The sequence below is a fragment of the Holophagales bacterium genome, assembly GCA_016719485.1.
In the GTDB taxonomy this organism is placed as follows: Bacteria; Acidobacteriota; Thermoanaerobaculia; order UBA5066; family UBA5066; genus UBA5066.
The window spans coordinates 1-23,384 of the sequence record JADJZB010000022.1 but is presented as its reverse complement, the minus strand read 5'-3'; the positions used below and the strand labels follow the sequence as shown (position 1 = coordinate 23,384).

At 70.8% G+C, this 23,384-nt stretch carries 21 protein-coding genes; 10 read left to right on the top strand and 11 right to left on the bottom strand.

Translation table 11 applies throughout. The annotated features are described in order from the left end of the window. Window positions 1-24: 24 nt before the first annotated feature. Complete coding sequence (gene zupT / locus IPN03_15050; GenBank protein ID MBK9374999.1) at window positions 25-882, top strand: zinc transporter ZupT; 858 nt, start codon at window positions 25-27, stop codon at window positions 880-882. Window positions 883-892: 10 nt separating this feature from the next. Here zupT and IPN03_15045 read toward each other — a convergent pair whose 3' ends face one another. Then, window positions 893-3,607 (bottom strand): protein kinase, encoded by a 2,715-nt coding sequence (locus IPN03_15045; protein MBK9374998.1) that lies wholly within the window; start codon window positions 3,605-3,607, stop codon window positions 893-895. 83 nt (window positions 3,608-3,690) lie between these two features. Between IPN03_15045 and IPN03_15040 the strand changes: the two genes are divergently transcribed. Beyond that, a complete protein-coding gene (locus IPN03_15040) occupies window positions 3,691-4,365 on the top strand; it encodes a chromophore lyase CpcT/CpeT (protein ID MBK9374997.1) in 675 nt (224 codons plus the stop codon). Here IPN03_15040 and IPN03_15035 read toward each other — a convergent pair. Beyond that, window positions 4,362-5,750 carry a polynucleotide adenylyltransferase PcnB gene (locus IPN03_15035; protein ID MBK9374996.1) on the bottom strand — a complete coding sequence of 463 codons (1,389 nt, stop codon included), beginning with the start codon at window positions 5,748-5,750 and terminating at the stop codon, window positions 4,362-4,364. The two genes, IPN03_15040 and IPN03_15035, sit on opposite strands and share 4 nt — an antisense overlap. A gap of 119 nt (window positions 5,751-5,869) precedes the next feature. Here IPN03_15035 and IPN03_15030 point away from each other — a divergent pair, with 119 nt between their 5' ends. After that, window positions 5,870-8,158 carry a hypothetical protein gene (locus tag IPN03_15030; GenBank protein ID MBK9374995.1) on the top strand — a complete coding sequence of 763 codons (2,289 nt, stop codon included), beginning with the start codon at window positions 5,870-5,872 and terminating at the stop codon, window positions 8,156-8,158. Between the two features lie 10 nt (window positions 8,159-8,168). Here IPN03_15030 and IPN03_15025 read toward each other — a convergent pair whose 3' ends face one another. Together IPN03_15025 and IPN03_15020 are read right to left on the bottom strand one after the other, a co-directional pair. Next, a complete protein-coding gene (locus IPN03_15025) occupies window positions 8,169-8,429 on the bottom strand; it encodes a hypothetical protein (protein ID MBK9374994.1) in 261 nt (86 codons plus the stop codon). Continuing rightward, window positions 8,426-9,694, bottom strand: a complete 1,269-nt coding sequence (locus IPN03_15020; protein MBK9374993.1) for an AAA family ATPase — start codon at window positions 9,692-9,694, stop codon at window positions 8,426-8,428. The genes IPN03_15025 and IPN03_15020 overlap by 4 nt, the downstream gene beginning before the upstream one ends. Before the next feature lie 48 nt (window positions 9,695-9,742). Here IPN03_15020 and IPN03_15015 point away from each other — a divergent pair, with 48 nt between their 5' ends. After that, window positions 9,743-10,321 carry a dTDP-4-dehydrorhamnose 3,5-epimerase family protein gene (locus IPN03_15015; GenBank protein MBK9374992.1) on the top strand — a complete coding sequence of 193 codons (579 nt, stop codon included), beginning with the start codon at window positions 9,743-9,745 and terminating at the stop codon, window positions 10,319-10,321. 40 nt (window positions 10,322-10,361) lie between these two features. After that, on the top strand, window positions 10,362-11,189 hold the full coding sequence (locus IPN03_15010) for a hypothetical protein (protein ID MBK9374991.1): 828 nt from the start codon (window positions 10,362-10,364) through the stop codon (window positions 11,187-11,189). Window positions 11,190-11,241: 52 nt separating this feature from the next. Here IPN03_15010 and IPN03_15005 read toward each other — a convergent pair whose 3' ends face one another. The 3 genes from IPN03_15005 to IPN03_14995 all read right to left on the bottom strand — a co-directional run bounded on the left by IPN03_15005 (window position 11,242) and on the right by IPN03_14995 (window position 13,875). Next, on the bottom strand, window positions 11,242-11,709 hold the full coding sequence (locus IPN03_15005; GenBank protein ID MBK9374990.1) for a universal stress protein: 468 nt from the start codon (window positions 11,707-11,709) through the stop codon (window positions 11,242-11,244). Window positions 11,710-11,748: 39 nt separating this feature from the next. After that, window positions 11,749-13,152 (bottom strand): amidohydrolase family protein, encoded by a 1,404-nt coding sequence (locus IPN03_15000; GenBank protein MBK9374989.1) that lies wholly within the window; start codon window positions 13,150-13,152, stop codon window positions 11,749-11,751. Window positions 13,153-13,242: 90 nt separating this feature from the next. Next, on the bottom strand, window positions 13,243-13,875 hold the full coding sequence (locus IPN03_14995; GenBank protein ID MBK9374988.1) for an HDIG domain-containing protein: 633 nt from the start codon (window positions 13,873-13,875) through the stop codon (window positions 13,243-13,245). A gap of 171 nt (window positions 13,876-14,046) precedes the next feature. On the opposite strand from IPN03_14995, the gene glnA reads away from it, so the two are divergent. After that, window positions 14,047-15,387 carry a type I glutamate--ammonia ligase gene (gene glnA / locus IPN03_14990; GenBank protein ID MBK9374987.1) on the top strand — a complete coding sequence of 447 codons (1,341 nt, stop codon included), beginning with the start codon at window positions 14,047-14,049 and terminating at the stop codon, window positions 15,385-15,387. Window positions 15,388-15,518: 131 nt separating this feature from the next. Here the strand turns inward: glnA and IPN03_14985 are convergent, their stop codons facing one another. The 3 genes from IPN03_14985 to IPN03_14975 all read right to left on the bottom strand — a co-directional run bounded on the left by IPN03_14985 (window position 15,519) and on the right by IPN03_14975 (window position 18,428). Continuing rightward, the gene (locus IPN03_14985) at window positions 15,519-15,770 is read right to left on the bottom strand and encodes a hypothetical protein (GenBank protein MBK9374986.1); all 252 of its coding nucleotides are present in this window, start codon (window positions 15,768-15,770) and stop codon (window positions 15,519-15,521) included. 127 nt (window positions 15,771-15,897) lie between these two features. Next, window positions 15,898-17,160: a hypothetical protein gene (locus IPN03_14980; protein MBK9374985.1), complete on the bottom strand. Its 1,263-nt coding sequence runs from the start codon at window positions 17,158-17,160 to the stop codon at window positions 15,898-15,900. Next, window positions 17,157-18,428, bottom strand: a complete 1,272-nt coding sequence (locus tag IPN03_14975) for a hypothetical protein (GenBank protein MBK9374984.1) — start codon at window positions 18,426-18,428, stop codon at window positions 17,157-17,159. Before IPN03_14975 ends, IPN03_14980 begins: the two co-directional genes overlap by 4 nt. An 85-nt stretch (window positions 18,429-18,513) precedes the next feature. On the opposite strand from IPN03_14975, the gene IPN03_14970 reads away from it, so the two are divergent. The 4 genes from IPN03_14970 to IPN03_14955 all read left to right on the top strand — a co-directional run bounded on the left by IPN03_14970 (window position 18,514) and on the right by IPN03_14955 (window position 22,413). Continuing rightward, window positions 18,514-20,922 carry a winged helix-turn-helix domain-containing protein gene (locus IPN03_14970; protein MBK9374983.1) on the top strand — a complete coding sequence of 803 codons (2,409 nt, stop codon included), beginning with the start codon at window positions 18,514-18,516 and terminating at the stop codon, window positions 20,920-20,922. Window positions 20,923-21,003: 81 nt separating this feature from the next. Further along, a complete protein-coding gene (locus IPN03_14965; protein ID MBK9374982.1) occupies window positions 21,004-21,489 on the top strand; it encodes a hypothetical protein in 486 nt (161 codons plus the stop codon). Further along, on the top strand, window positions 21,486-21,809 hold the full coding sequence (locus IPN03_14960) for a hypothetical protein (GenBank protein MBK9374981.1): 324 nt from the start codon (window positions 21,486-21,488) through the stop codon (window positions 21,807-21,809). Before IPN03_14965 ends, IPN03_14960 begins: the two co-directional genes overlap by 4 nt. A gap of 64 nt (window positions 21,810-21,873) precedes the next feature. Beyond that, window positions 21,874-22,413, top strand: a complete 540-nt coding sequence (locus tag IPN03_14955) for a thioredoxin family protein (protein ID MBK9374980.1) — start codon at window positions 21,874-21,876, stop codon at window positions 22,411-22,413. Between the two features lie 22 nt (window positions 22,414-22,435). Here IPN03_14955 and queA read toward each other — a convergent pair. Next, window positions 22,436-23,384 (bottom strand): tRNA preQ1(34) S-adenosylmethionine ribosyltransferase-isomerase QueA (gene queA, locus IPN03_14950; protein ID MBK9374979.1); only part of this gene is annotated, 949 nt, incomplete at its 5' end.

The following is a 23,384-nucleotide window of genomic DNA, read 5'->3' as shown; positions in this document are numbered from 1 at the left end:
GGGGGCGTCCTCCGTCGTGCGAACATGCCCGGTGCGCCGCGCGCGCGGGAGGGGTGTACGCCTGCAAGCAACGTCGGGATCGCGTTCGGGCTGACGATCGCAGCAGGGCTGGCGACCGGCCTCGGGAGCGCGATCGCGTTCTTCGCGAAGCGGACGAACCTGAGGCTCCTGTCGGTGGCGACCGGCTTCTCGGCCGGCGTGATGCTCTGGGTCTCCTTCGTCGAGATCCTCCCGAAGGCGCAGCAGGCGCTCGGGGCCGCGCGCGGTGCGCGCGAGGGGGCGTGGCTGGCGGTGGGCTCCTTCTTTCTCGGGACGCTCGTGATCCTGGCCATCGACCGGCTCATCCCCGGCGACGAGAACCCTCACGAGGTGCGATCCGCGCTGGAGATCGCCTCTCTCGGCGAGGCGACGGCGAACCCGGCGACCGCCAGGCTCCGGAGGACGGGATCTGCGCTCGCCATCGCGATCGCGATCCACAACTTCCCCGAGGGGCTCGCGACGTTTCTCTCCGCCCTCGAGGATCCGGCCGTCGGGCTCGCCATCGCGATCGCGGTCGCGCTCCACAACATTCCCGAGGGCGTCAGCGTCGCCGTACCGATCTTCTACGCCACGGGACGCCGGAAGGCGGCCTTCGGCTGGTCGCTCCTCTCGGGCCTCGCCGAACCGCTGGGGGCGGCCGTCGGCTACCTCCTCCTCCGGCCGTACCTGACCAGCTCGGTGATGGGAGTTCTCTTCGGCGCGGTCGCGGGGATCATGGTGTACATCTCCCTCGACGAGCTCCTCCCGACGTCGCGCGCGTTCGGGAAGGGCCACGACTCGCTCTACGGCCTCCTGGCGGGGATGGGCACGATGGCCCTGAGTCTTCTCCTGCTGATGCGCTAGGCAGGGCCGCTCAGCGAATCTCCTGGAATCGCCAGAGCTCGGTCCGGAGACTGACGCCGAGGCCTACGAGGCCTTCGCCGTCAGCCCAGCCCGAGGACTGGACGTCGCCCTCGAAGACGACGGGAATCCGCTCGACGGTGCCGGTGAAGGGGTCGAGGAGGGCCGGGCTCCACCTCCAGGAGTCGCGGGAGGCGACGGTCACGACGATCCGGTCGTCCGGACCCACGGCCCGGCCCGACAGCGGCACCGGCGCGAGGCGCAGGTTCCCCTGCAGCGGTATCCGGAGCTCGTGGCCCCCGGTGACCGGGACGCGGAAGAGATCCACACCGTTGATGCCGTTTCGCTGGACGAGGAGCTCCTTGCCATCCGGGAAAGCCGCGACGCCGTGCCCCGTGGTGAACTTCCTCGGCGGGGTGCCGCCGTCGACGTCGATCGCCCAGACAGAGCCACGGTCGGGGTAGTAGACCGTCCGTCCGTCGGCCGAGGCCGCGAGGTCCTGCGGAACGACTCCCTCCGTGCCGGGCAGCCGGCGCTGGATGCGGCCCTCCTCGATGGATGCCAGGACGAGCGACGGAGGCGCGCCCGGCGCTCCGGCAAGAAAGACGGACCGGGTGCCTCCGAGCGTCGCGACCGGCGGAGCCGTCTCCTCGGAGGTGTCGACGAGCGGACGCGTCTCGCCGGACGGGCTCCTCAGAAAGAGCCGGCGGCGGCCCGCGACGAGGCCGGGGAGGATGACGCGGCCGTCCGGGAGCAGCGCCGGGCTCGTCAAAGCACCTCTCGCCGCTCCGAGGCGCACGGGCACACCCCCTGTGACCGGGAATCTGAGGACCTCCTGGGTGCTCTCGGAGAGGCAGACGTAGGTGCTGCCGGCGGGACCCGGAGAGATGCTCGACGGGCGCGAGGTGACGGTCAGGAGCCCGCGGACCTCGTGCCCGTCGAGCGAGACGGAGACGAGGCGGAAGAGGTCGCCGACGGCGACGGTCGCCACGACCGACCGGCCGTCGGCCGAGAAGGCATAGGGCGGCGCCACCGGAAGCTCCCCCGTGACCGGGCGCACCGTGCCGGTCGCCAGGTCGAGGAGATGAAGCTGGCGGGGCAGGGACTTCGCTCCTTCGGTGGCGAGCCGGCCCCAGAAGAGGGCCTCCCGGCCATCGGGGCTCGCCCGGAGGGCGAGGCCGACCGACTCGGCGACGACGGGTGGGCCGAGCGGCGAGACGAGACCCGTGTCTGGAGAGAACCGGTGGATACGGAACTCCCCCTGGGTCGACGTCCTCACGACGAGGAGGCCGCCGTCGGGAAGAGCTTCGGGGCTCTGGGCGTCCTCCAGGACGAGGTGTTCGGGACCCCCGACGGCCGGCACGCTGAAGATGCCGTGCGGGATGTCGGTGACGCGGTCGAAGTAGACCCGCGTGGCGTCCTTCGACCAGGCCACCCGGTAGACCGAGCCGGAGTCAGGGCGCGTCGTCAGGACGGTCCAGTCCCCCGAGGCGGGCTTCATCACGGCGACCTGCGTGACGCCGCCCGCCGGCGTGACGAACGCGAGCGTCTGTCCGTCCGGTGAGAGACGGGAGGCGAGGACCTGGGTCGTGTTCCCGAGGATGAGGTCGCCTTTCCAGGCGGACTCCGTCTCGGCTCCCCGGTTTCCCAGCCACCAGCCGAAGCCGGTGCCGCCCCCGAGGAGCGCGAGCGCGCCGAGCGCCGCGGCGAGAACTCTCGCCGTCCGGTGCCGGGCGCTCTCGGGAGCCGGCGCGGGGATGGACGTCGTGGCGGTGACGCGCGTCGTGGGGGCGGCGGCGCCCGTTCGGACGGTCGTGGCGGCGACCGGCACCGCCCGGGTTTCGCTGGTCCCCTGCTGGACTGCTCCGGTCAGGCGGGAGAGGTTGTCCCGCAGCTGCTTCAGCTCGCGGGCGAGGTCGCGCGTCGCGGCGTAGCGCTCCTCGGGCTGCTTCGAGAGACAGCGGTCGACGATCCACAGGAGAGGGGGCGGGACCTTCGGGTTGAGGTGCGCGAGAGGCTCGGGCTCCTCCTCGATGATCGCGGTGAGCGTCTGGACGGCGCTCGCCTTCGCGAACGCTTTCCTGCCGGCCAGGACCTCGTAGAGGATGAGGCCGAAGCAGAACTGGTCGGAGCGGAAGTCCACGGCGTGCCCTCGCGCCTGCTCGGGGGACATGTAGCTCGCGGTGCCGACGACGATGCCCGTGGACGTCTTCGAGAGGCTCCGGGCCAGCTCTCCCGAAGCCGCCTCCCCGAAGGGCTTGGCGAGGCCGAAGTCGAGGATCTTCACGGCGCCGTCACGGGCGACCATGACGTTCTCCGGCTTGAGATCGCGGTGAACGAGGCTCGCCTCGTGTGCGGCGGAAAGGCCCTCGGCCACCTGGACCATGATGTCGAGGGCCCCGCGCAGCGGGAGCAGCGCGCCCGAGGCGACCTTGCGCAGCGTCTGGCCGGCGATCAGCTCCATCGCGAGGAACGGCTGGCCGTCGGACTGGCCGATCTCGAAGATCGTGACGATGTTCCGGTGGTTCAGGGACGACGCGGTCCGCGCCTCGCCTGCGAAGCGCCGGAGCTGCTCGGGATCCGAGAGGTAGCCGGAGGCGAGGACCTTGATGGCGACCTCACGTCCGAGACGTTCGTCGCGGGCACGGTAGACCTCCCCCATGCCACCTGCGCCGAGGAGACCGAGAATCTCGAAGGAGCCGAGCCGCGCCCCTGCCGGGAATGCCACGGGCGGGAGACTACTTCCGAAGAGACGGATGCGTCACCCGTCCGGCCGGTGGACGAAGGGGAGAATTGCTACTCTCGGACTCCGTGAAGAGAACCACCCCCTCCGCGCTTCCCACCGCCGTCCTCCTCGCCGTGCTCTTCGGGACGTCGGCGACCGGCTCCGAGACGCCGGGTGCCCCCGAGGAGGTCGCTTCGCTTCTGGCGGGCACGTTCGATTCGGAGACGCAGGCCGAGGCGAACCCGGCGGCTTTTCGCGCCGTTCGCCTCGTCTCGGTGCTCGTGCCGAGGAGCCGGCTCGGGTCCGGATCGCCGGTCCTCTACCTGGAGCAGGCGCTCTCGGCGACACCGGACAAGCCGTACAGGCAGCGCTTCTACCGGATCGAGGAGACGGCCGACGGCGGCGTCGTGTCGCGGGTCTTCGAGCCGAAGGAGCCTGTCGCCGTGTCGGGGAAGTGGCGAGACCCGGCCGACCTCGCGCTCTACGGTGCGGGGGACGTCGTCGAACGGATCGGGTGCGCGGTTCGGCTGAAGAAGACCGCCGACGGGTGGGAGGGAGGCACCGAGGGGACGCACTGCCCGTCGGCGCTCTCGGGTGCCCGCTACGCCACCTCGCGGGTGAAGCTCGTCCAGGGGCGGATGGAGTCGTGGGACCGCGGGTACGACCTCGAGGACCGGCAGGTCTGGGGGGCAAAGGAAGGGCCGTACGTCTTCGAGCGGCGCTCGGCCGGTCCTCCCGACGGCGAGAAGGCGAAGGACTAGGCCGCTTCTCCCGGCCGGCCGCCCCGGCCCCGCCGCCGCCGCCGCCGGTGCGCAGCGGGAGCCGCGGGGCGGACCTCGTCGGGGAGGAAGATCTCGTGCGGATCGTGCGTCTCGTGCGGGATGAGAGCTTCGGGGAACGGGATGGCCGCCCGGAGGTCCTCGCCGGGCCGCGGGGTCCGCCCGCCGCGCCGAAGGACCTCCTCCCAGACGTTGGCGGCGTCGCGATAGCGCCCGGAGGCGGCCGCATAGAGCGACAGGAGGCCGACGGCTACCGGGAAATAGCCCTTCGTCACGAGCCGCCGCGCGGCGGCGTCTCCCGGCCGGAGCTCTGCGAGGCGTCCCATCGTGAAGAGCCCCTGCTTGAGGTCGTGGATCGCCGCGTTCGGAAGCGAGAGACGGACCGAAGACGGGTTGACGACTTCCTCGAGGAGGAGGAGGAGCTTCTGGGCGTCGACCGTTCCGCCCGAGCGCGTCCGGATCGCCGCGAACAGGAGCGGAAGGAAGACGACCCCGAGGAGGCTCGCGTCGGACAGGACCTCGCCGCCGGCCCTTCGCCGATCGGTCTCGGCGAGCATCTTCCAGAACAGGCCGCTGGCGCCCGCCTTCCCTCCGACCTCGCGGTCGAGGTCGGGAAAGATCTCGCCGAGGAGACCCATCTGCGACCAGAGCCGGTAGGTGGCCGCCCCCCAGCCCCGGCGAAGGGGGTCGAGGAGCTCTTCCGTGACCCGCGGAGCCGCGCTCTTGAGGATCTCCTTGCGGTTCTCGTCGATCGCCGCCCGGACCTCCGGGGTCATGTCGAACCCGAGCCGCGCCGCGAACTCGCAGGCCCGCATCATCCGGACGGGGTCCTCGCGAAAGCGGATCTCGGGCTCTCCGATCGTGCGGACGAGGTGCCGCTCGAGGTCTTCGACGCCGCCGACCCAGTCGATCACGGCGAACGTCGCGATGTCGTAGAAGAGGCCGTTGATGGTGAAGTCGCGCCGGACGGCGTCCTCGGCGGGGGTGCCGAAGGTGTTGTCCGAGCGGATCAGGAGATCCGCATCCCCCGTCTGGCCCGGCTCGACCTCCTCCGGCTCCGGACGCTTCCGGAAGGTGGAGACCTCGACGATCTTCCCGCCGTCGAAGAGAACGTGGGCGAGCCGGAAACGCCGGCCGATGACGCGGCAGTTCCGGAAGAGGCGGCGGACGTCCTGCGGGCGGGCGTCGGTCCCGATGTCGAAGTCCTTCGGGGTCCTCCCCGTCAGGAGATCGCGGACGGAACCGCCGACGAGGTACGCCTTGAACCCGGACCGGTGCAGGCGGTAGAGAACCTTCAGGGCGTCGGGGTCGATGTAGCCGCGCGAGATGGGATGCTCGGCGCGGGGGATGATCCGTGGCTCGGTCATCCCTTAAGGTGGGTCCTCGAAAGCATCGCCCCATTCTAGCGCCCCGGGGCGCAGTGGTTCCCGCCGGACCCCCGTACGCCCAGCCCCTGGTCGCCGGGGCCCCTAGAATGACGGTTCCCGTGAAGCTCCCGCCGTCACTGCCCCGCCCGATCGAGCCGCCGCTTTCCCTGGTCGCGGCGATCCTCGGCGCCGTCGTGGCCACGCGGTTCCTGGCGATCGCGGTGTCGCCGGGCGAGATCGACGAGGCGGTCTTCTCGGGGGCGGTGACGCGGTTCGACCTGGCCGAGCTTTCCCCCCAGGCCCCGGGCTTTCCCGTCTGGATCCTGATCGGCCGGGGCCTCCTGGGCATCATCCCTTCGCCATTCCTCGCCCTGGCCGTTGCGGCGACGCTGCTCTCGTGCGTCTCGCTGGTCGCTCTCTTCCTCTGGGGCCGCGGGGTCGTCGGCGGGTGGGCCGCGCTCGGGGGAACGGCGTTCGCGGCCGCGCTTCCGGTCGTGTGGGTGAATGGCGGCCGGGCTTTCACCGACTCGCCCTCGACGGCGTTCTTCCTGGCCTCGCTGGCGGCGCTGGCGGCCGCGGCCGGGCGGGCCCGGGCCGGGCGTCGGGCCTGGCCGCTCGCGCTCGTCGCGGGCCTGGCCGCCGCGGCGGGAGCGGGGGTCCGCCCGCACCTCGTCCTCGTGTTCGGGCCGCTCCTGTTCGTCGAAGCCGTTCGCCTCCTGCGGGATCGCCGGGGCCGGCTCGCGGCCGGCGTGCTCGTCGGGGCAGGGCTCGTGGGAACGCTCGCGTGGGGTCTCTGGCTCCTCGGCGAGGCGGGGGGAATACCGGGGCTTCTCGCGGCCGTGGGCGAGCGTGCCGAGTTCCGGTCTCACGCTTTCGCGACGGGGGCGTTCGGAACGGTCCTCGACTCTTTTCTCGTGCGGGATTTCCTCTCGTGGCGGCGTGCACTCGTCGTCCTCGCCCTCGGCGCCGTCGGTCTGGCCGCCACGGCCCGCCGCACCCCGCGGTCGGCGGCCAGCCTCCTTCTCGTTCTCGTCCCGGCCTTCCTCTCCCTCTGGTTCCTGCACAGCCGGGCGATGTCGCGCTACTCGGTGCCGTTCGTCCTCGTTCTCGCGCTGCCCGTCGCCGCCGGAGCGGGCGCCCTCCTGCGGCGTCCGCCTCTCGGCCTGGCCGCGATGCTCGCGGGGGCCGCGCTCTTCGGACGCCTCGCGTGGCCCGAGGTGCGCCACGGTGCGACGCACCAGACGCCTCCAGCGGCCGCGATCGACCAGATCGCCCGGTACGGCCATCCGGGGCGCGAGTCGCTCATCGCGGACGGCGTCTTCGCCTCGTTCCTGAGGACGGAGATCTGGGAGGGGAGGCTGAAGATCTGGGGCCTCACCGACGACCTCCTCCTGGCGCCCGTCCCGCGCATCAACAAGAGGCTCGTGCGGATCGCCGACTTCAGCGACGAGCCCGACGCTCCCGACCGTACGGATCCGCTCTGGCGCTCGTGGTACCACGGAGGCCGGGTGGCCGACGCGCTCGGGAACCGCCGGCTCCTCGGCGTGGCCGTTCGCGATCCCGCTCCGCCGCTGTTCGGTCCTGGTTTCGGGCTGCGCGAACGCGGACCGGGGGAGCCTTCCGTCCGCTGGGCCGGGCCGGAGGCGCGCCTCATCATCCCCGGTCTCCAGGGCCCTCCCGTCGCTCTCCTGAGAGGCCAGCGTCAGCACCTCGAGGGACCGACGACGCTGACGGTCCGGGACGTGGAGACCGGGCGGGTTCTCCTGACCCGGCGTCTCGACCCGGGCGCGTTCGAGCTCGCGATCATCCCTGTCCCCGTGTTCGGGCCGCTGCTGCGGCCACGCGAAGTCGTTCTCTCGTGCGACCGGCCCCAGCCGCTCCCGGCGCTCTCGGGGGTGACGCGCCCGTCCGAAGGCTGCTTCCTGATACGGGAGTCGACCTACTCGGTGCCGCCCGAAACTCTCTGGGAACGTCTCGGCGAGGAACGGATCCTGGATCTCGGACGCCCGCGTGACGCGTGGGGAGCGCTCGACGGCTTTCACGAGCGCGAGACGGACGCGAAGAGCGGCCTGACGATGCGCTGGACGTCGGGGCGGTCTTCCTTCGTCTGGGTGCCCGTCGCCGGCCTCATCCCCCGGGAGATCGCCTTGCGGGCGAAGGCGCCCGGAGCCGAACCGGTCTGGGTCGCCGTCTCGATCGGGGGCGTTCCGGCGGGCCGGGTGAGTGTCCTCGCGGGAGACTTCGGCGAGGCGCGCCTCGTCCTCGACGAGGCGGCCAGGATGCGCATGGCCGGTGCCGAGCCGGTGCGCGTCGAGCTCGCGTCGCCCGTCTTCGTACCGAAGGCGGCCGGCCTCGCCGACGACCCGCGTGAGCTGGGGATCGTCCTCGACCGGATCGTCGTCCGGTAGCTTCGCCGCGCTACGGTGCGCGCAGGAAATCGCGCCAGGCGAGGACGACGCAGGGCGCGACGACGACGAATGCGCCGAGCGCGAAGAGCCGTGGGTCTCCTTCGGAGAGGAGGCCCCTCACGAGCATCGAGGCGCAGAGCACCGTGACGATCGCCAGGAAGGCGAGCCGCAGCCGGACCCCCAGCTCGCGAAGCCTCCCGCGGAAGACGAGGAGACTCGCCGCCGCGAGGAAGGCGAGGACGATGACCGCCCCCCGGCCCGAGCCCCTCACGCCGGCGGAGTCTTCGCGCCCGCCGGGAAGAACGCGCGGAGGATCTCTGCGGGGCCGCAGAGCCGCGGCGTCCCGAACTCCGAAGGGCGGGCCTGCGTCAGCAAGTGAAGCGCCCGGGCGGTGATGTAGTCGAAGTTGTCGCGCGGGTCGTCCCGGTTCCCCCTCCGGTGGTACATCCGGTTCAACGAGTCGAGCTCGCGCGCCAGGGCGCTCTCCGGGTCGGGCCGGGTCGGGACCGGCAGCACCGGCTTCAGCTTCTTCGGCTCGATGGCCAGGCCCGTCGTCTCGCGGATGAGGGTGTCGAGGGCCTTGTCGCCGCGGGTCGCGTGGTGCACGGCGTGCCCGTCACGCGGGGAGAGCAGGACCGGACGCTTGCGGCAGTTGCCGAGGTGGATCTCGTCCGACTTCACGACCCAGCCGAGGTTCGTCAGCGTCATCCGCTCGGAGACCGTGCTCACGAGGTTCTCGACGAAGGGCTTCACCGCCGTGTCGAACGCCTCGTCGACGCCGTTGAAGGCGTTCAGGACGTAGTGGACCCGGAAGTGCTCGACCGTTCGGGCGACCTGCTCGAGGACCGGGTGCGGGCCGAGGGCCGAAGCGAGGTCGACCAGGAAGGCGTCCAGGTTCGGGAGGCCCTCCTCGTAGACGTCCTCCACCTCGTCGAGAAGGTCGTTGACGAGAAGGGTCGTCGTCCGCGGGTCCTTCACCTGGGAATAGAAGGGGCTCGAAGGCGAGAAGACGATCCGGAGCTTGCGGAAGAGGATGGCCTTGACGATGTCCGACGCGGCGAGCGTCGCCGAAGGCAGGTGCGGCGTGAAGACGAGGATCCCGGAGTTGGACCAGGGGAGGAAGTCGACGACGTTCGAGTCGAGGCCGGCCTTCATGTCGAGGACGATGTAGTCGGCCGGGAGCTCGTTGATCGCGGCCGAGAGCCGGGCCTTCTTCTCGGGGCCGAAGTTCGTGACGTCCTCGATCAGGTGGAGCGGCGCCGCGACGAACCCGAAGCCCGCGTAGAGGCCGTCGGGGTCCCACGAGGAGGGAAGCCGGGTGATGCACTCGTCGAGGCGGAAGCCCTTTCGGAAGAAGTGGTAGAGATCCCGGCCGACCGGGACGCCGATCGTGTTCCGGACGGAGGAGGTCCCGGTGTCCAGGTCGACGAGGATCGTCGGGGCGTACCGGGAAAGCGACAGCGCGAAGTTCGTCGCGACGGTCGTCTTGCCGACGCCGCCCTTCCCGGAGGAGACGGGAATGATCCTCTTCGGCATCGGGCCCGGGGAGGCTAGCACGCTCCCGGCACCGATTAGAATCGGGGAATGAGCAACGCGCCGACACCCGTCCTCTCCGCCGACGCGATCGGAGAGGAGTTTCGGTCGGGGACGAAGGCCTACGCGAAGCCGGGCCCGATCGAGGGGGTCGACATCCTCCGCCTTCCCCGGTTCGTCGACGACCGCGGCTTCTTCCAGGAGATCTACCGCGCGAAGGCCGACCACCCCGGGAGCGAGAGCCTCGCGGCATACTTCAGGGACGTTCCGGTCGCCCAGATGAACTACACCATCGTGGACGTGGAGAACCACATCAAGGGTCTCCACTACCACCTCAAGCAGCAGGACGTCTGGTACTGCCCGCACCCCTCCAAGGCGAAGTTCGTCCTCTTCGACGTGAGGAAGGGCTCGCCGAGCTACCTGAGAACGCAGGTCGTCGTCGCCGGCGACGGGCAGGACCTCCTCGTGAGGATCCCGGAAGGGGTCGCCCACGGCTACCGGCCGCTCACGAATCCCTGCGCCCTCTTCTACATCGTCACGCGGACGTTCGACGTGAACGATCCCGACGAGTTCCGGATCGCCTGGGACCATCCGGCCGTCCGCGACCTGTGGGAAGTCCCGAACGGCTGAGCCATACACGCCCCGGCGCAGCCGGGAGCCAGGAGAAACGATGGAACGGTTGAACCTCGTCCTGACGATCCCTCACGGCTCCGTGATCGCGACGAGCCTCGGCGTGGACGGGCTCGCCCACCACCTCTCGCCGGGGTCGGGGCGGCACTTCCACGGCCGGGCGATCTTCGTCGACCTCGCCCTGGCAGACGGGGCGGCAGCCTTCTCCTTCCTCGAGGAAGGGGGATGGCGGGACGCGAACGGGGACACGGCGCGGGCGATCCAGGAGGTCCGCTCCGGCAAGCGGACGAAGACGGCGCTCTCGTGCAATGGCTTCACGACGACCCCGCTCGACGCGTATCGGAAAGTCCTTCTCGTGAAGACGGGGGGACAGGCCCTCGACATGGGATCCACGGCGGACGTCGCCCGCTTCGAGTCCGCGCCCTGCAAGGAGAGCATGGACCCGAGCGAGGTCGCCAGGGCCATCGGCGCCGCCGAGCCGGCCCGGCGCGAGCCCCGCCTCTACTCGATCTTCGCCCCGCTCGAGCTGCTCGTCCTCTCCAACCTGACGCCGATCGAGTACGCCTGGTACGCCACGCACCGCCCCGGGAAGGTCTTCCGCCAGGTCTGCTTCGCCGAGCTTCGGACCGACCAGACGCAGCTGGCGGCCTCCAGCCGCTACGAGAACGCCCGCAAGGAGATCCGGGAGAACCCGAAGAAGAAGACGAAGACCGTGGCGGTTCAGGATCTCCTGAACGCCGTCTCGTTCGAGGAGTGGGTCGGCTACGGCGATCCGACCGCCGGTGGGCTCTACTTCGGGGACCGGACGCGCCTGACACGGACACCCTTCCCGGTGGAGATCCCGCACGCCTGGGAGAAGGTCGACTAGAAAGTCGCACGGCGCGCGCCGGAGAGCCCCTGGAGGCTCCTCCGGCGCGGCGCTACTTCCTCTTTTCCCGGACGGTGAGGACCGGCACGGGCGACAGGCGCAGGACCCGCTCGGCCGTCGATCCGAGGAGGAGCTTCTCGAGCGCGGACCGGCCGTGCGTCCCGAGGACGATCAGCGAGGCTTTCTGCCGCGCGGCGGTGTCGACGATCGTGTCGGACGGGCGTCCCCAGCGGATCTCGGCGGTCGTCGCGACACCCCGCTTCTCGGCGGCCTTTACCTCGCGATCGAGCTTGACGCGCGCGGCCTGCTCCCACTCCTTCCGGACCTCGACGTCGGGGTAGGGGAGCGCAGCGGCCACGTCGAGCGCCTGGACCGGCTCGAGCAGGACGTGAACGAGGTGGATCTTCGCGCCGGAGAGTTGCGCCAGCGACACGGCGTGCGCGAGGGCACGGGCTGCACAGACGGAGAAGTCGGTCCCGACGACAATGCTCCTGAGCAGGGCGTTTTCACGCGCAGCCATCATTCACCTCCAGGGGGTTTCCCGATGAGTGTGGGCCCCTCACGCCCGCGCTTCAAGGGGCGTGATCCCATTTTGGCGGCCGTTCGCCACGATTCTCTCGCGGAGGCGACGGGCGGCGGCCTCGATCTCGTCGGCGGTGGGGGCGAGCGGCCCGACAGAGCGCTGGTCGCGGTGGAAGACGATCTCGCCGTCGACCCGCGTTTCGACGACGTTGCCGCGATCGAACGCGAAGACGAGCGGTCCGTAGGGGTCGTCGCGCCACGAGATCGGCCGGGCGAAGCCGGCGGACGGGTCGAGGAGGACCAGGTCGGCCCTCTTGCCCACCTCGATCGTCCCGCAGACGTCGCCCAGGCCGAGGGCCGCGGCCCCTTCGGCCGTCGCCATCCGGGCCACCTGCCACGCCGTCAGCGCCGCCGGTCCCGCGGCGACCTTCTGCAGGAGGGCGGCGTGGCGCATCTCCGAGAAGGGGTCCAGGCGGTCGTTGCAGGGTGCGCCGTCGGCGCCGAGCGTGACGCGGATTCCCCGGGAGAGGTAGTCGGGGACGGGGCAGATGCCGGAGGCGAGCTTCAGGTTCGAGGAGGGGCAGTGCGCGACGGCGGTGCCGTCGGCGGCGAGGAGTCGCCTCTCCTCTTCGTTGGTGTGGATCACGTGGGCGAGGACGGTCGCGCGCCCGGCGATACCGAGGTCGCGCAGGTGCTCGATGTTCGCGCGGCCGCTGCGCGCCCTCACGAGCTCGATCTCGTCGCGGTTCTCGGAGGCGTGCGTGTGGACGAGGACCCCCTGGGCACGGGCGCGCGCGGCCGCCTCGCCGAGGATCCGGTCGGTGCACGAGACGGCAAAACGCGGGCACCAGGCGAAGCGGAGTCGACCTCCGGCCTCGCCGTGCCAGCGCGCGAAGAGGCGCTCCCCCTCGGCGAGCGCCTCCTCCGTCCGGGCGAAGAGATAGGGGGGGTTCGTCGACGGGTCGTCCATGAGCGCATTTCCGCTCGTGACCCTGAGGCCCGAGGCCTCCGCCGCGCGGAAGACGGCGTCGGTGTGCCTCACCGTTCCCATGTCCAGGATCGAGGTCGTCCCGCCGGCGGCCAGCTCCGCCAGGCCGAGGCGGGCGGAGAGGAAGAGCGTTTCGTCGTCGTGGGCGGCCTCGCCGGGCCAGACGTGCGTCTTCAGCCACGGCAGGAGCGGGAGGTCGTCGGGGCCGTTTCGCAGGAGGGTCTGGCAGAGGTGGATGTGGGTCTGGACGAATCCCGGGAAGAGCCAGAGGCCCTCCGCGTCGACCCTCTCGACGGGTTCGCCGCGACGGGCAGCGGCCGCGGCGGCGGCTCGCGCCTCCGAACCGAGGGCGCGAATGACCCCCTCCTCGGCCCACACGGCGCCGCTGGGGTGAAGGTCGTCGGCCGAGCGCATTCCGGCGACGAGGGCGTTCTCGATCAGAAGGGTGCGCATCCGGCGGAGTATCGGTCCGCGGACCCTGCACGTCGAGGCGGGAGACGAGAGGGAATCGGCGGCCTGGTCCGGGTCCCTCGCCGCCCGACGTCAGGGCGCCGGAGGCGCGGGCGGACAGGGCGCGTCGGGGAGGTCCGCCGCCGGGGCGCCGTCGAGGCCGAGGGCCGCGGCGATCGGCACCTGCGAGGCGAGGACGAGGGCGATGAGCTCGGGCAGGGGTCGGCCCCACTCCTCGGCGCCGCGCCGCACGTACTCGCGATCGACCTTCTGGGCGAAGGCCTTCTCCTTGAGCCTCTTCAGGACCGACTCGACCGGGACCTCGGAGATCTTCTTCGACGGACGGACGAGGGCGCAGGCGCCGACGAACCCGGTCAGCTCGTCGGATGCCAGGATCGCCTTCTCCATCGGCGTGTCGCGCGGAATCCCCGTGTAGAAGGCGTGACCGCCGATCGCCTTGATGAGGTCCTCGGGCCAGGCGCGCTCGCGGAGGATCTCCATGCCCCGGAAGACGTGGTCCGCTTCGGTGGGGAACTTCTCGTAGTCGAAGTCGTGGAGGAGGCCCACGAGCCCCCAGCGCTCGACCTCGGCCTCGTCCGTCGCGCCCGCGGCCCGAGCGAGGTGGCGCATCGAGGCCTCCACGGCGAGGGCGTGGCGGCGGAGCGCCTGAGAGGAGGTGAACTCGGTCAGGAGGGCCCAGGCGTTCTCGCGGGTCGGAACGGTCATGGCCGGGAGTATCCCCCTGCCCGGGCCGGCGGCAGCATAAAACAGGACAGAGTGATCCTTTTAGCGATTTTTGCGACTCTACGACCAGCCATGAAGGAATTTGCTTGACGAAACTGGAGTTGTGCATCAGATTCCGCGCCGTCCCGGCCATATTCGGAAGAAGGAGCAGCGATGGGAATGAAAGCCGCCGAGATCCTGAAGACCTGCGACAAGGAAGGCGTGAGGTTCCTGCGCCTCCAGTTCACGGACATCCTCGGAATCATCAAGAACGTCGAGGTGCCCCGCTCCCAGTTCGAGAAGGCGCTCGCCGGCGAAATCCAGTTCGACGGCTCCTCGATCGAGGGGTTCGTGCGGATCGAAGAGTCGGACATGGGCCTCGTGCCCGACCTCGAGACGTTCCGGATCTTCCCGTGGTCCCACACGAACGGGAAGGTGGCCCGCCTCGTGTGCGACATCATCACGCCCGACGGAAAGCCGTTCGCCGGCTGCCCGCGCCAGACGCTGAAGCGGCAGAAGGACAGGGCGAAGGAGCTCGGCTACAGCCTGATGACGGGCCCGGAAGCGGAGTTCTTCCTGTTCCGGCGGGACGCGTCCGGGGACCCCATCGTCGACACGCACGACTCGGGCGGCTACTTCGACCTCACCCCGGTCGACCGCGGCGAGGACGCCCGGCGCGACATCGTCGTCGCCCTCGAGGCGATGGGCTTCGAGGTCGAGGCGGCCCACCACGAGGTCGCCCCGGGGCAGCACGAGATCGACTTCAAGTACGGCGACGCGGTCGCCACGGCCGACAACGTCACGACCTTCAAGCACATCGTCAAGAAGGTCGCCATGGACCACGGCCTCCACGCGACGTTCATGCCGAAGCCGATCTTCGGCATCAACGGCTCGGGGATGCACGTCCACCAGTCGCTGATGACCGGGACCGCCGCGAGCCCGAAGAACGCCTTCTTCGACCCGAAGGCCCCGTACCAGCTCTCGAAGATCGCGATGTACTACATCGGCGGCGTCCTGAAGCACGCCAAGGCGATCGCGGCGGTGACGAACCCGCTCGTCAATTCCTACAAGCGGCTCGTCCCGGGCTACGAGGCGCCCGTGAACGTCGCCTGGTCCGAGCGCAACCGCTCGCCCATGGTCCGCATTCCGGCCCGGCGCGGCATGGGAACGCGCTGCGAGGTCCGGATGCCCGATCCGGCCTGCAACCCCTACCTCGGATTCGCCGTCATGCTCGCGGCGGGCCTCGACGGCATCAAGAACAGGATCGAGGCCGGGGAGCCGGTGAACGAGAACATCTTCGAGATGTCCGAGCGCGAGAAGAAGCGCCGGAAGATCGAGCAGCTCCCCGCGAACCTCTCCGACGCCCTCGACTGCCTCGAGAAGGACGACGTCGTGAAGAACGCGCTCGGCGAGCACATCTGCGACAACTTCATCCAGGCCAAGCGCGCCGAGTGGTCGACCTACATCTCCCGGGTTCACCCGTGGGAGGTCGACGAGTACCTGCAGGCGTACTGAAGTGGACGGGGGAAACCCGGGCCGCCGGGTTTCCCCCGCGCCCCCTTCCGCGCGGTAAGGCTGCTCGCTGCGCGAGCGTGAGACGAAGGGAAACCCGGGCCGCCGGGTTCGGGCCGCCCGGCGAGCCGTGCTCAGCCCTTTCCGTCTTCCTCGTCGTCCAGCTCGTCGAAGGCCTCTTCGACGAGGGCGAACGGGATCTGCGCGACCTCGCGTCCATCGGCATCGAGGAGAGCGACCGGCGCGTTCTCGTCGACGGAGGGCGTCGTGAGGGCGGACGCGGCCAGCTCGCGCGCGAGGGCGGAATCCACTCCCGTCTCGTTGGCGATCTTCGCCGCGAGTATCTCCAGGAGGCGGGCGGGGGCGCGGGACGAGGCGTCGTTCATCTGCGGACTCTGAGGCCAAGATCGGGTCGGGCGTCCGTCCTGTCAACCTGGAGGGCCGTGGGCCGCCCGAACGGCCGACGGAAAGCGGGCCGGCGGGAGGGTTGGACTCCCCGCCGGCCGTCGATCCTCAGGGTATGAGCGGAACGTCCCGCGCCGCGATGAAGGTGCCGTCGCCGGAGCGGTCGTCGACGGCGATGACGAAGGGGAACACGGGGAGGCGCGCGGAGAAGGCGAGCAGCGCTCCTTCGGTGGCGACTCCCTCGGCCCCCACCTCGCGGAAGACGTCGTTCACCTGGAGCCAGGCGCCGGGCGCGAGGGTGCGCGTGAAGGTGCCGAGCTCGGTGCCGTCGCCGTCGTAGAGGCCGAAGACGGCTTCCACCGGGGCAGCGTGCGGGTTGAAGGCGCCGGCGTTGACGCGGAATGCGCCGGCGAGATCGTGCCGCGCCCCCGAGATGCCGTGGAAGAGGGCGCTCGTCCGGGCCTCGCCGCGCCTGACGACGGGGATGCCGGTGCCGTTCCCCGGGCTCTCGGGGTTCACCGTCACGACGCGGGCGGAGAAGTGCATCGGGCCCCCGCGGGGGTCGTACGAGAGCTGGAGCGTTCCGGCGGCGTCACGCTGACCGAGCGCCGAAGAGAGGACGTCGGGAAGGTGGCGGGTCTGTTTCTGCCCGACGCGCAGGACGACGGGTGTCGTCGCTCGGCCGTCCCGCCAGAAGCGCAGGGTGAACATCCGTTCGGCAGGAGCCGGGTTGTGGACCCAGAGGTCGGTCTCGAAGCGCTCGCCCTTCGCGCCGCGGACGGACGCGGCGGTCGGGAGGAAGACGTCCTCTTCCTCGAGGGAGCGGCGAAGGACGACGTCGTCGACGAAGATCGGGTAGGGCTCCTCTCCCGCGGAGCGGGCGACGACGACGACGAGAGCGCTGACGGCGCTCTCCGGAGCCGGGATCCGGCGCCGCTCCTTGACCTGCCACCCGGCGGGCTCGGTGTAGGAGAAGTCGAGCGACGGGGCGCCGCGAAGCGTCGACCCCTGGCAGAGAGGAGCCGCGTGCCACTGGAGGCGGACGGAGACGCCCCCGGAAACCCCGGGCCACTCCGGCAGGCGGGAGGAGGCGCCGAGGTCGTAGAGCCGGTAGCCCTCGACGGCGACGCACTGGACCATCGCGTCGCCCCCTTCCGGGCGATTCGGGAGCTCGATGCGTGCCGAGCCGGGAGTCGCAGCCCCCCCTTCGCTGAAGGAGACGAGGTCGAGGCGGGACCAGGCGGAGACTCCCTCGCGGAAATCGCCGTTGACGAGGAGGTTCTCGCCCGCGACGGCCTCTGCGGAGAGGGCCGCCGCGAGGAGGCCGGCGAGGATCGTCGGGAACGTCGGGATCAATGCCAGAGGTCTCATGGCTGGAAGCTCTCCCTGGGCTCGAGGAACGTCGGGTCGCCCGAGCGGTTGTCGATGGAGATGAGGAAAGGAAAGACCGGGCCTTCGGCCTGGAACGTCACGAAGGAACCCGGCCCGGCCGGCTCCACACTGGCCGCGGCATAGAGGTCGTTGATCTGGAACCACTCGCCGCCCGCGACCCACCGGAAGACCGAGTTTCGGAGCTCTCCGTTTCCGTCGTGGACGTTGAAGGCGATGTAGATGGTTGCGGCGTGCGGGTTGTAGACGCCGGCGTTCACGCGCGTTCCGGCCGCTCCGGCACGTCCGTCGGACAGGCCGGAGAAGGTCGCCGCGCTCCTCGCGGCCGACCTCGGGAGAACGGGGATGGCCATCCCGTTCCCGGGCCTCTGGGCGTGGACCGTCGCCGCTCTCGCGGAGGCGACGATCGGGCCGGGAGTCGCCTCGTAGGTCAGCTCGAGCGCGCCGGCGCCGCTGGGCTTCCCGAAGATGTCGAGGAGGGCGTCGGCGAAGACGCGCGTTTCCCCGGGCGCGAAGAAGAGGCTCACGTTGGCGGACCCGCACGTCTCGTCCCGCCTGCAGCGAAGGGCGACGTCCACGCGCCGGGTGTAGATGGCGGGATTCGTCACGACGAGCGTCGTCTGGAAGCGCTCCCCGCCCGCCCCGTCCACCGAGGCCGCGGTCGGGACCGTGAGCGTGACGAACCTCTGAGAGGGGGAGAGCTCCACGTCGTCGACGAACGCGGAGAAGGCGAGCTCCGGACCCGAGGCCCAGGGGACGACATGGACCGATGCGCTCGCCGCCCCGGACGGCGCGCGGAGCCGCTCGAGGCTCCGGCGCGTCCAGTCCGCCGGGGCCACGTAGGGAAAGTCGAGGGCGGCCGAGAGGCCGAGGGTCGCTCCCTCGCAGCCGGGCCAGGAGTGCCAGACGACGCGGAAGGAGACGCCTCCCTCCGCCTCCGGGGAGGCAGGGAGGAGCGTCGTAGCGCCGAGGTCGTAGTCGGTGCCGGGCGTCACGGCGGCGCACTGGGAGAGCGTCAGGGCGCCGACGATTCCGGGATTGCCACGGATCCGAGCGGACCCGGAACCGGATCCGGCGGCGCCCTCCGGGGCCCATTCGACGGAGGGGGTCGCTGTCCATCCTCCGAGCCCCGACCCGAAGGTCCCGTTGTTGAGTATGTTGGCCGCTGCCGACGGGAGAGCGGCGGAGAGGGCCGCTCCCGCGAGTGCCGCGCCGAGGAGGGTCGGTCGCGTTCTGAGGTGCTGTCTCATGGTGCCCCAACCTACGGCCCGGACCTCGGCGAGTTCCTCAATGGCGTCTCATTTTTCGGCTACGATTCCCTCACAGGATCCTGTGATGTCTGCCAAGTCTCCTGAAGACAGTGGTTTGTGGGAATTCGGCGCGTTTCGGCTGGATGGGCGGGCGCGCCTGCTCCTGAGGGATGGAATCCCTGTTCCCCTCACCCCGAAGGCCCTCGATGTCCTCCTTTACCTCGTTCGGCATTCCGGAAGGGCCGTCTCCCGGGAGGAACTCCTGGACGCCATATGGCCCGACACGATCGTCACGGACGCCTCCCTCACTCAGGCCGTGTTCCTGGTTCGCAAGGCGCTCGGGGAGTCGGAATCGTCCAACTTCGTGGAGACGGTCCCGAAGGTCGGTTATCGGTTCCACCTCCCCGACCAGCAGGTCCCTTCCCCGGCCCCCGCGAACGGCCGCGCCGGGGTGGGCGTCGGCCCGGTCACGCAACCAGCGATCGAAAGCCCCGAAACGGGTGGCACAGGAAGCCGCCGGAGACCGTCACCGGCAATCCTCGCCGTCGTCGCGGCGGGGGCGCTCGTGACGGCGGCCGTGATCCCGATCCTCCTCAGAAGCCAGGCGACTGGGGGATCGGCGAATCCCGCTTCCTCGTCTCCCCCTTCACCATTGCTGGCGCTCGACCGCGAGATCGCCGTGCCGCCCGACGCCCTCCGGATCCTTGGAGCCCTCGACGGCACCGTCGTCCTGTCGGCCCCGTCCGCCTTCTACATCCTCCCGTCCGACGGAGCGATCTCGGCGTCGCGTGTCCCCCTTGCGCCCGGCGAGGTCGCGGCTGCACCGCTCGGCGGAGGACGACTCCTCGTCTTACGCGACGGGAGGGTCGTGGCTCGCCACCCTTCCAAGCCGGAAGAGTCCGACCTCGGGCCTCTCCCCGCGGACGCGCCGAAGCCCGCGGAGGCGCGCGTCGCCGCGTCCCGCTCCGGGCGTTACCTCGCGGTCAGGGGAGACGAGGCCCTCGAGGTTTTCGAGCGGACGCCAGAGGGGTGGGCGCGCCGGGTGAGGGCGCGGGTCCCTTACGTTCCTGGCGAGGCGGTCGACCTGGGCGAGCGGTTCCTGGCGCTGGCGCAGGGTGCCGCGCTCCCGGTTCGGGCCTGGTCGCTTCCGGATGGCGCGGCCGTGCTCGAGGCCGCGTTCTCGGAACGGCAGGTCTTCGCGGTCTCGGTCGACGACGCGACCGGAAAGGTGGCGGTCGGCGGACCCTTCGACACGGTCGCGGTCTTCTCGACCTCCGGTCCTCCAGGGCCGCGGCTCCTTCCGCGGCGCGGGTGGACGTACGGCCTCGCCTGGGTCTCCGATGCGCCGACCCTCCTCGCGTCCGGGCAGGAGGGACTCACGGCCTGGCGCGACGGAGAGGAGCCGGTGTCTCTGCTCTCTTCGGCCTCTCCGGGCGGAACGCTCTTTCTCGATTCCGACTTCCTCCTGACCCTCGTGCCCCGGAGACAGCGGCTGGCGATCGTCTCCTACGCCGGATTCCCGCCGTCGGCCCGGGTGCCGGTCGGAGGCCGGGCCCTGTGGGCGGCCGAGCACGACGCCCAGGGGCAGACCGTTTTCACGGGAGGGAGAGACGGCCACCTCTGGTCGCTCGACACCCGGACCCTCTCCGTCCGCCGCGAGGAGGTCCACACGGACGGACTCACGTCCCTCGCGCGGGACGGCGACCTCCTCGCCTCGTCTTCGGACGACAAGACGGTGGGCCTCTGGAGGCTCCCCGGGCCGAGGCTGAGGTCGCGAACGAAGGCGCACGACTTCCTCGTGAACGACCTCGCGGTCGTCGAGGGAGAGAAGGGGCGAGAGCTCGTCACCTCGTCGTCGGACGGGACGGTTCGACGCTGGAGCTGGCCCGCGCTCGACCTTCTCGAGAGGATCGACGTCCAGGCGATGCTCGGCCGGCCGGTCTCGTTTCACGCGGTCTGGCCCGCGCCCGGGGTCCGGCGAATCCTGGTGGGCACGTGGAACTCGAGTCTCCTCGAGCTGACCTCGCGCGAAGGGAGGTGGCGGGTGCGCGAGTTCCCCGTCGCGTCCCGCTCGATCTACCGTCTCGCCGAGGTGCCCCGCCTCGGCCTCGTCGTCGCGGCCGGAATCCTCCCGAGCGGCCTCCACGTCTTCGACCTCGCCTCCGGAACGCTTCAGCCGCTCGACACGGCCGGGCTCGACGTGATGTGGTCCGTGCCGGTGCCGGGAAAGGACGAGGTCCTCGTCGTGGGTCTCGACGGCGTGTCGCGCTACGCTTTCTCAGCGCTCCTCCCCGACGCCTCCGGCCGGCGAACCCTCTCGTACCGCGTCTGGTCGGGCCGGTGGACGGGCGCCGGACTCCAGACGGCGACGCTCCTCCCCGACGGGGCGCTCTGGGCGGGAACGGCGAACGGCGAGGTGGTCCGTCACGACAGCCGTCTTCTCGACGGTCCGCCCCTCTTCTCGCGAGTCCTGGAGCTCGGGCCGGCGAGATGAGAGAGGGTCCGGTCGGTGACCGGTTCGTGCGGACATCCGACGGCCGCGCGCGAAGCGCCCGCTTCAGCTAACCTCCGCCCCGTGCGTGTCCGCTTCACACCCGTTCTCCGCCCGGCCATCCTCTTCCTCCTCGCCCTCGCGGCGGTCGTCGGTGTCTCGACCTCGGCCGACGCCGCGAAACGGCGTGACCTGCTCCGCGACGAGAAGCGGGGCGGGCACACACTTGCCCGGCACGTCGGCCTGAGCGACGCCGAGCTGCGCGAGCGGCTGCGGCGCGACCAGCGGATCTCCGCGGCCTCGACGTACACCGACCGCGCGACGGCCGAGGAAGCCGTCGCGGCGGCGATCAAGGCCGGCCGGAAGAGGATCGACCAGTGGGTGAGCCGCGACGGCTCCCGCGCGAACCTCGTCGTCGAGTGGGCGGGGAGCGGTCGTGTCCTCGGCAGATCCCTCCGGCGGGGAGACAAGGAGCCGGTCCCCTGCACGAGGGCCCTCGTCATCCTGAAGTGGGACACCCAGTCCGAGATCTACTATGTCCTGACGTCGTATCCGGAGGCTTCCCGATGACTGCTGCACCCAAGAAAGCGCCCGAAGCGATCGACCCCCGCAACTTCCCGGCCATCCGGGAAGCCTTCCGGGGCTACCTGCACGAGGACTGGACGACCGAGTACGCCGACTCGGACGACGCGGCCCGCGCATTCCGCCGCGACGCCGGGGAAGAGGAGTCGAAGGCCGTCGCCGCCGAGGCCAGGAAGCTGCGTGCGGCGCTCGCGGGCATGGAGGTCCGGGATCTCCGAAAGCTCCTCGGGGCGGGCTTCGGCTCGGGCTGGAGACCGGCGACGGCGGCCGAGGCCGACCGGGTTCTCAAGCGCCTGGCTGGCGAGTAGGCCGGAGGCCCGGGCCGCCGGGGTCGGCGAGCTGCGGTCGCGGATCCGGGTACACTCCTTCGTCATGTCGAGCCGTCGTCTCATCGCCAGCGTCGTGATCGGCATGGCGCTTCTCGCCGAGCCGATCGCCCTGGCCGACCCGCTTCCGGCGGAGGCGGTTCTCGCGGCTGCGGCGAAGGCGGGAAAGCCCGGGAAGAAGAACATCCTCGTCGTCTTCCACGCGTCCTGGTGCGGTTGGTGCCGCAAGCTCGAGGCCGTTCTCTCCGCTCCGGCGGCGAAGGAGATCCTCGAGCGTCACTTCGAGAGAGCCGGTCTGACCGTGCTCGAACGGGGGGAGAAAGAAGCCCTCGAGAACGCGGGCGCCGAGGAGCTCCTGGCGTCGATCGCGGGCAAGGACGCCGGGCTGCCATTCACGGCGGTCTTCGACAGGAAGTCGCGCCGAGCGATCGCGACGTCGAACACGTCCGGCCCTGGCACGAACATCGGGTTCCCGGGGAGGGCCGACGAGCTCGACCACTTCGTCGGAATGCTCCGGAAGGGAGCGCCCCGGATGACCGCAGCCGAGGCCGAGACGATCCGTTCGGCGTTCCCGGCAGCGCGCTGAGCCGGGGATCGGTCGCCGGCGCTCAGGTCACGAACATCGCGTCGCCGTACGAGAAGAACCGGTAGCCGGTGGCCACCGCTGCCCGGTAGGCGGCGAGCACCCGCTCGCGTCCCGCAAATGCGCTGACGAGCATGAGGAGCGTGGAGCGGGGGAGATGGAAGTTCGTCAGCAGGGCGTCCACCACGAGGAACTCCGCTCCCGGGACGAGGAACAGGCGCGTCTCGAAAGGACCCGGGGCGACCCGCCCGCCATGTTCGCGAGCGGAGGCCTCGAGCGTCCTCACGCTCGTCGTCCCGACCGCGACGACCCGTCGCCCTTCCGCTTTCGCCCTGCGGATGGCTTCGGCCGTTTCCGCGGGAACGATGCCGCGCTCCGGGTCCATCCGGTGCTCTTCGACCCGTTCGGCCTTCACCGGCTTGAACGTGCCGATCCCGACGTGAAGCGTCACGGAGGCGACGGCGACGCCACGGGACCGGAGCGCTTCGAGGAGCCGGGCACTCAGGTGGAGCCCTGCGGTCGGCGCTGCAATGGCGCCCGGCTCCCGGGCGTAAACGGTCTGGTACTCCTCGGCGTCCCGGGCGTCGGCAATGCCCCCTTCGCGGTGGATGTACGGGGGAAGCGGCGTCGTCCCGACCCGCGGCAGAGCCTCCTCGAGCGGAGTCCCCGAAAAGGCGACCCGGTAGTGCCCCGAAGCCCCTTTGCCCGTCACGATGCCCGAGAGGCCCTCACCGAATTCGAACGTCTTCCCCGGTTTCGCCCGGCGCCCCGGTTTCGCGAGGCAGTCCCAGGAGTCGGCGTCTTTCGTCTTCTCGACGAGGAGGAACTCCGTGCGCCGCCCCTCCGGGTCGCGCCCGAAGAGGCGGGCGGGAATGACGCGGGTGTCGTTCACCACCAGGAGGTCTCCCGGCAGGAGGAGCGACGGGAGGTCCGAGACACTCCGGTGCCCGACCTCGCCGCTGGCCCTGTCGAGC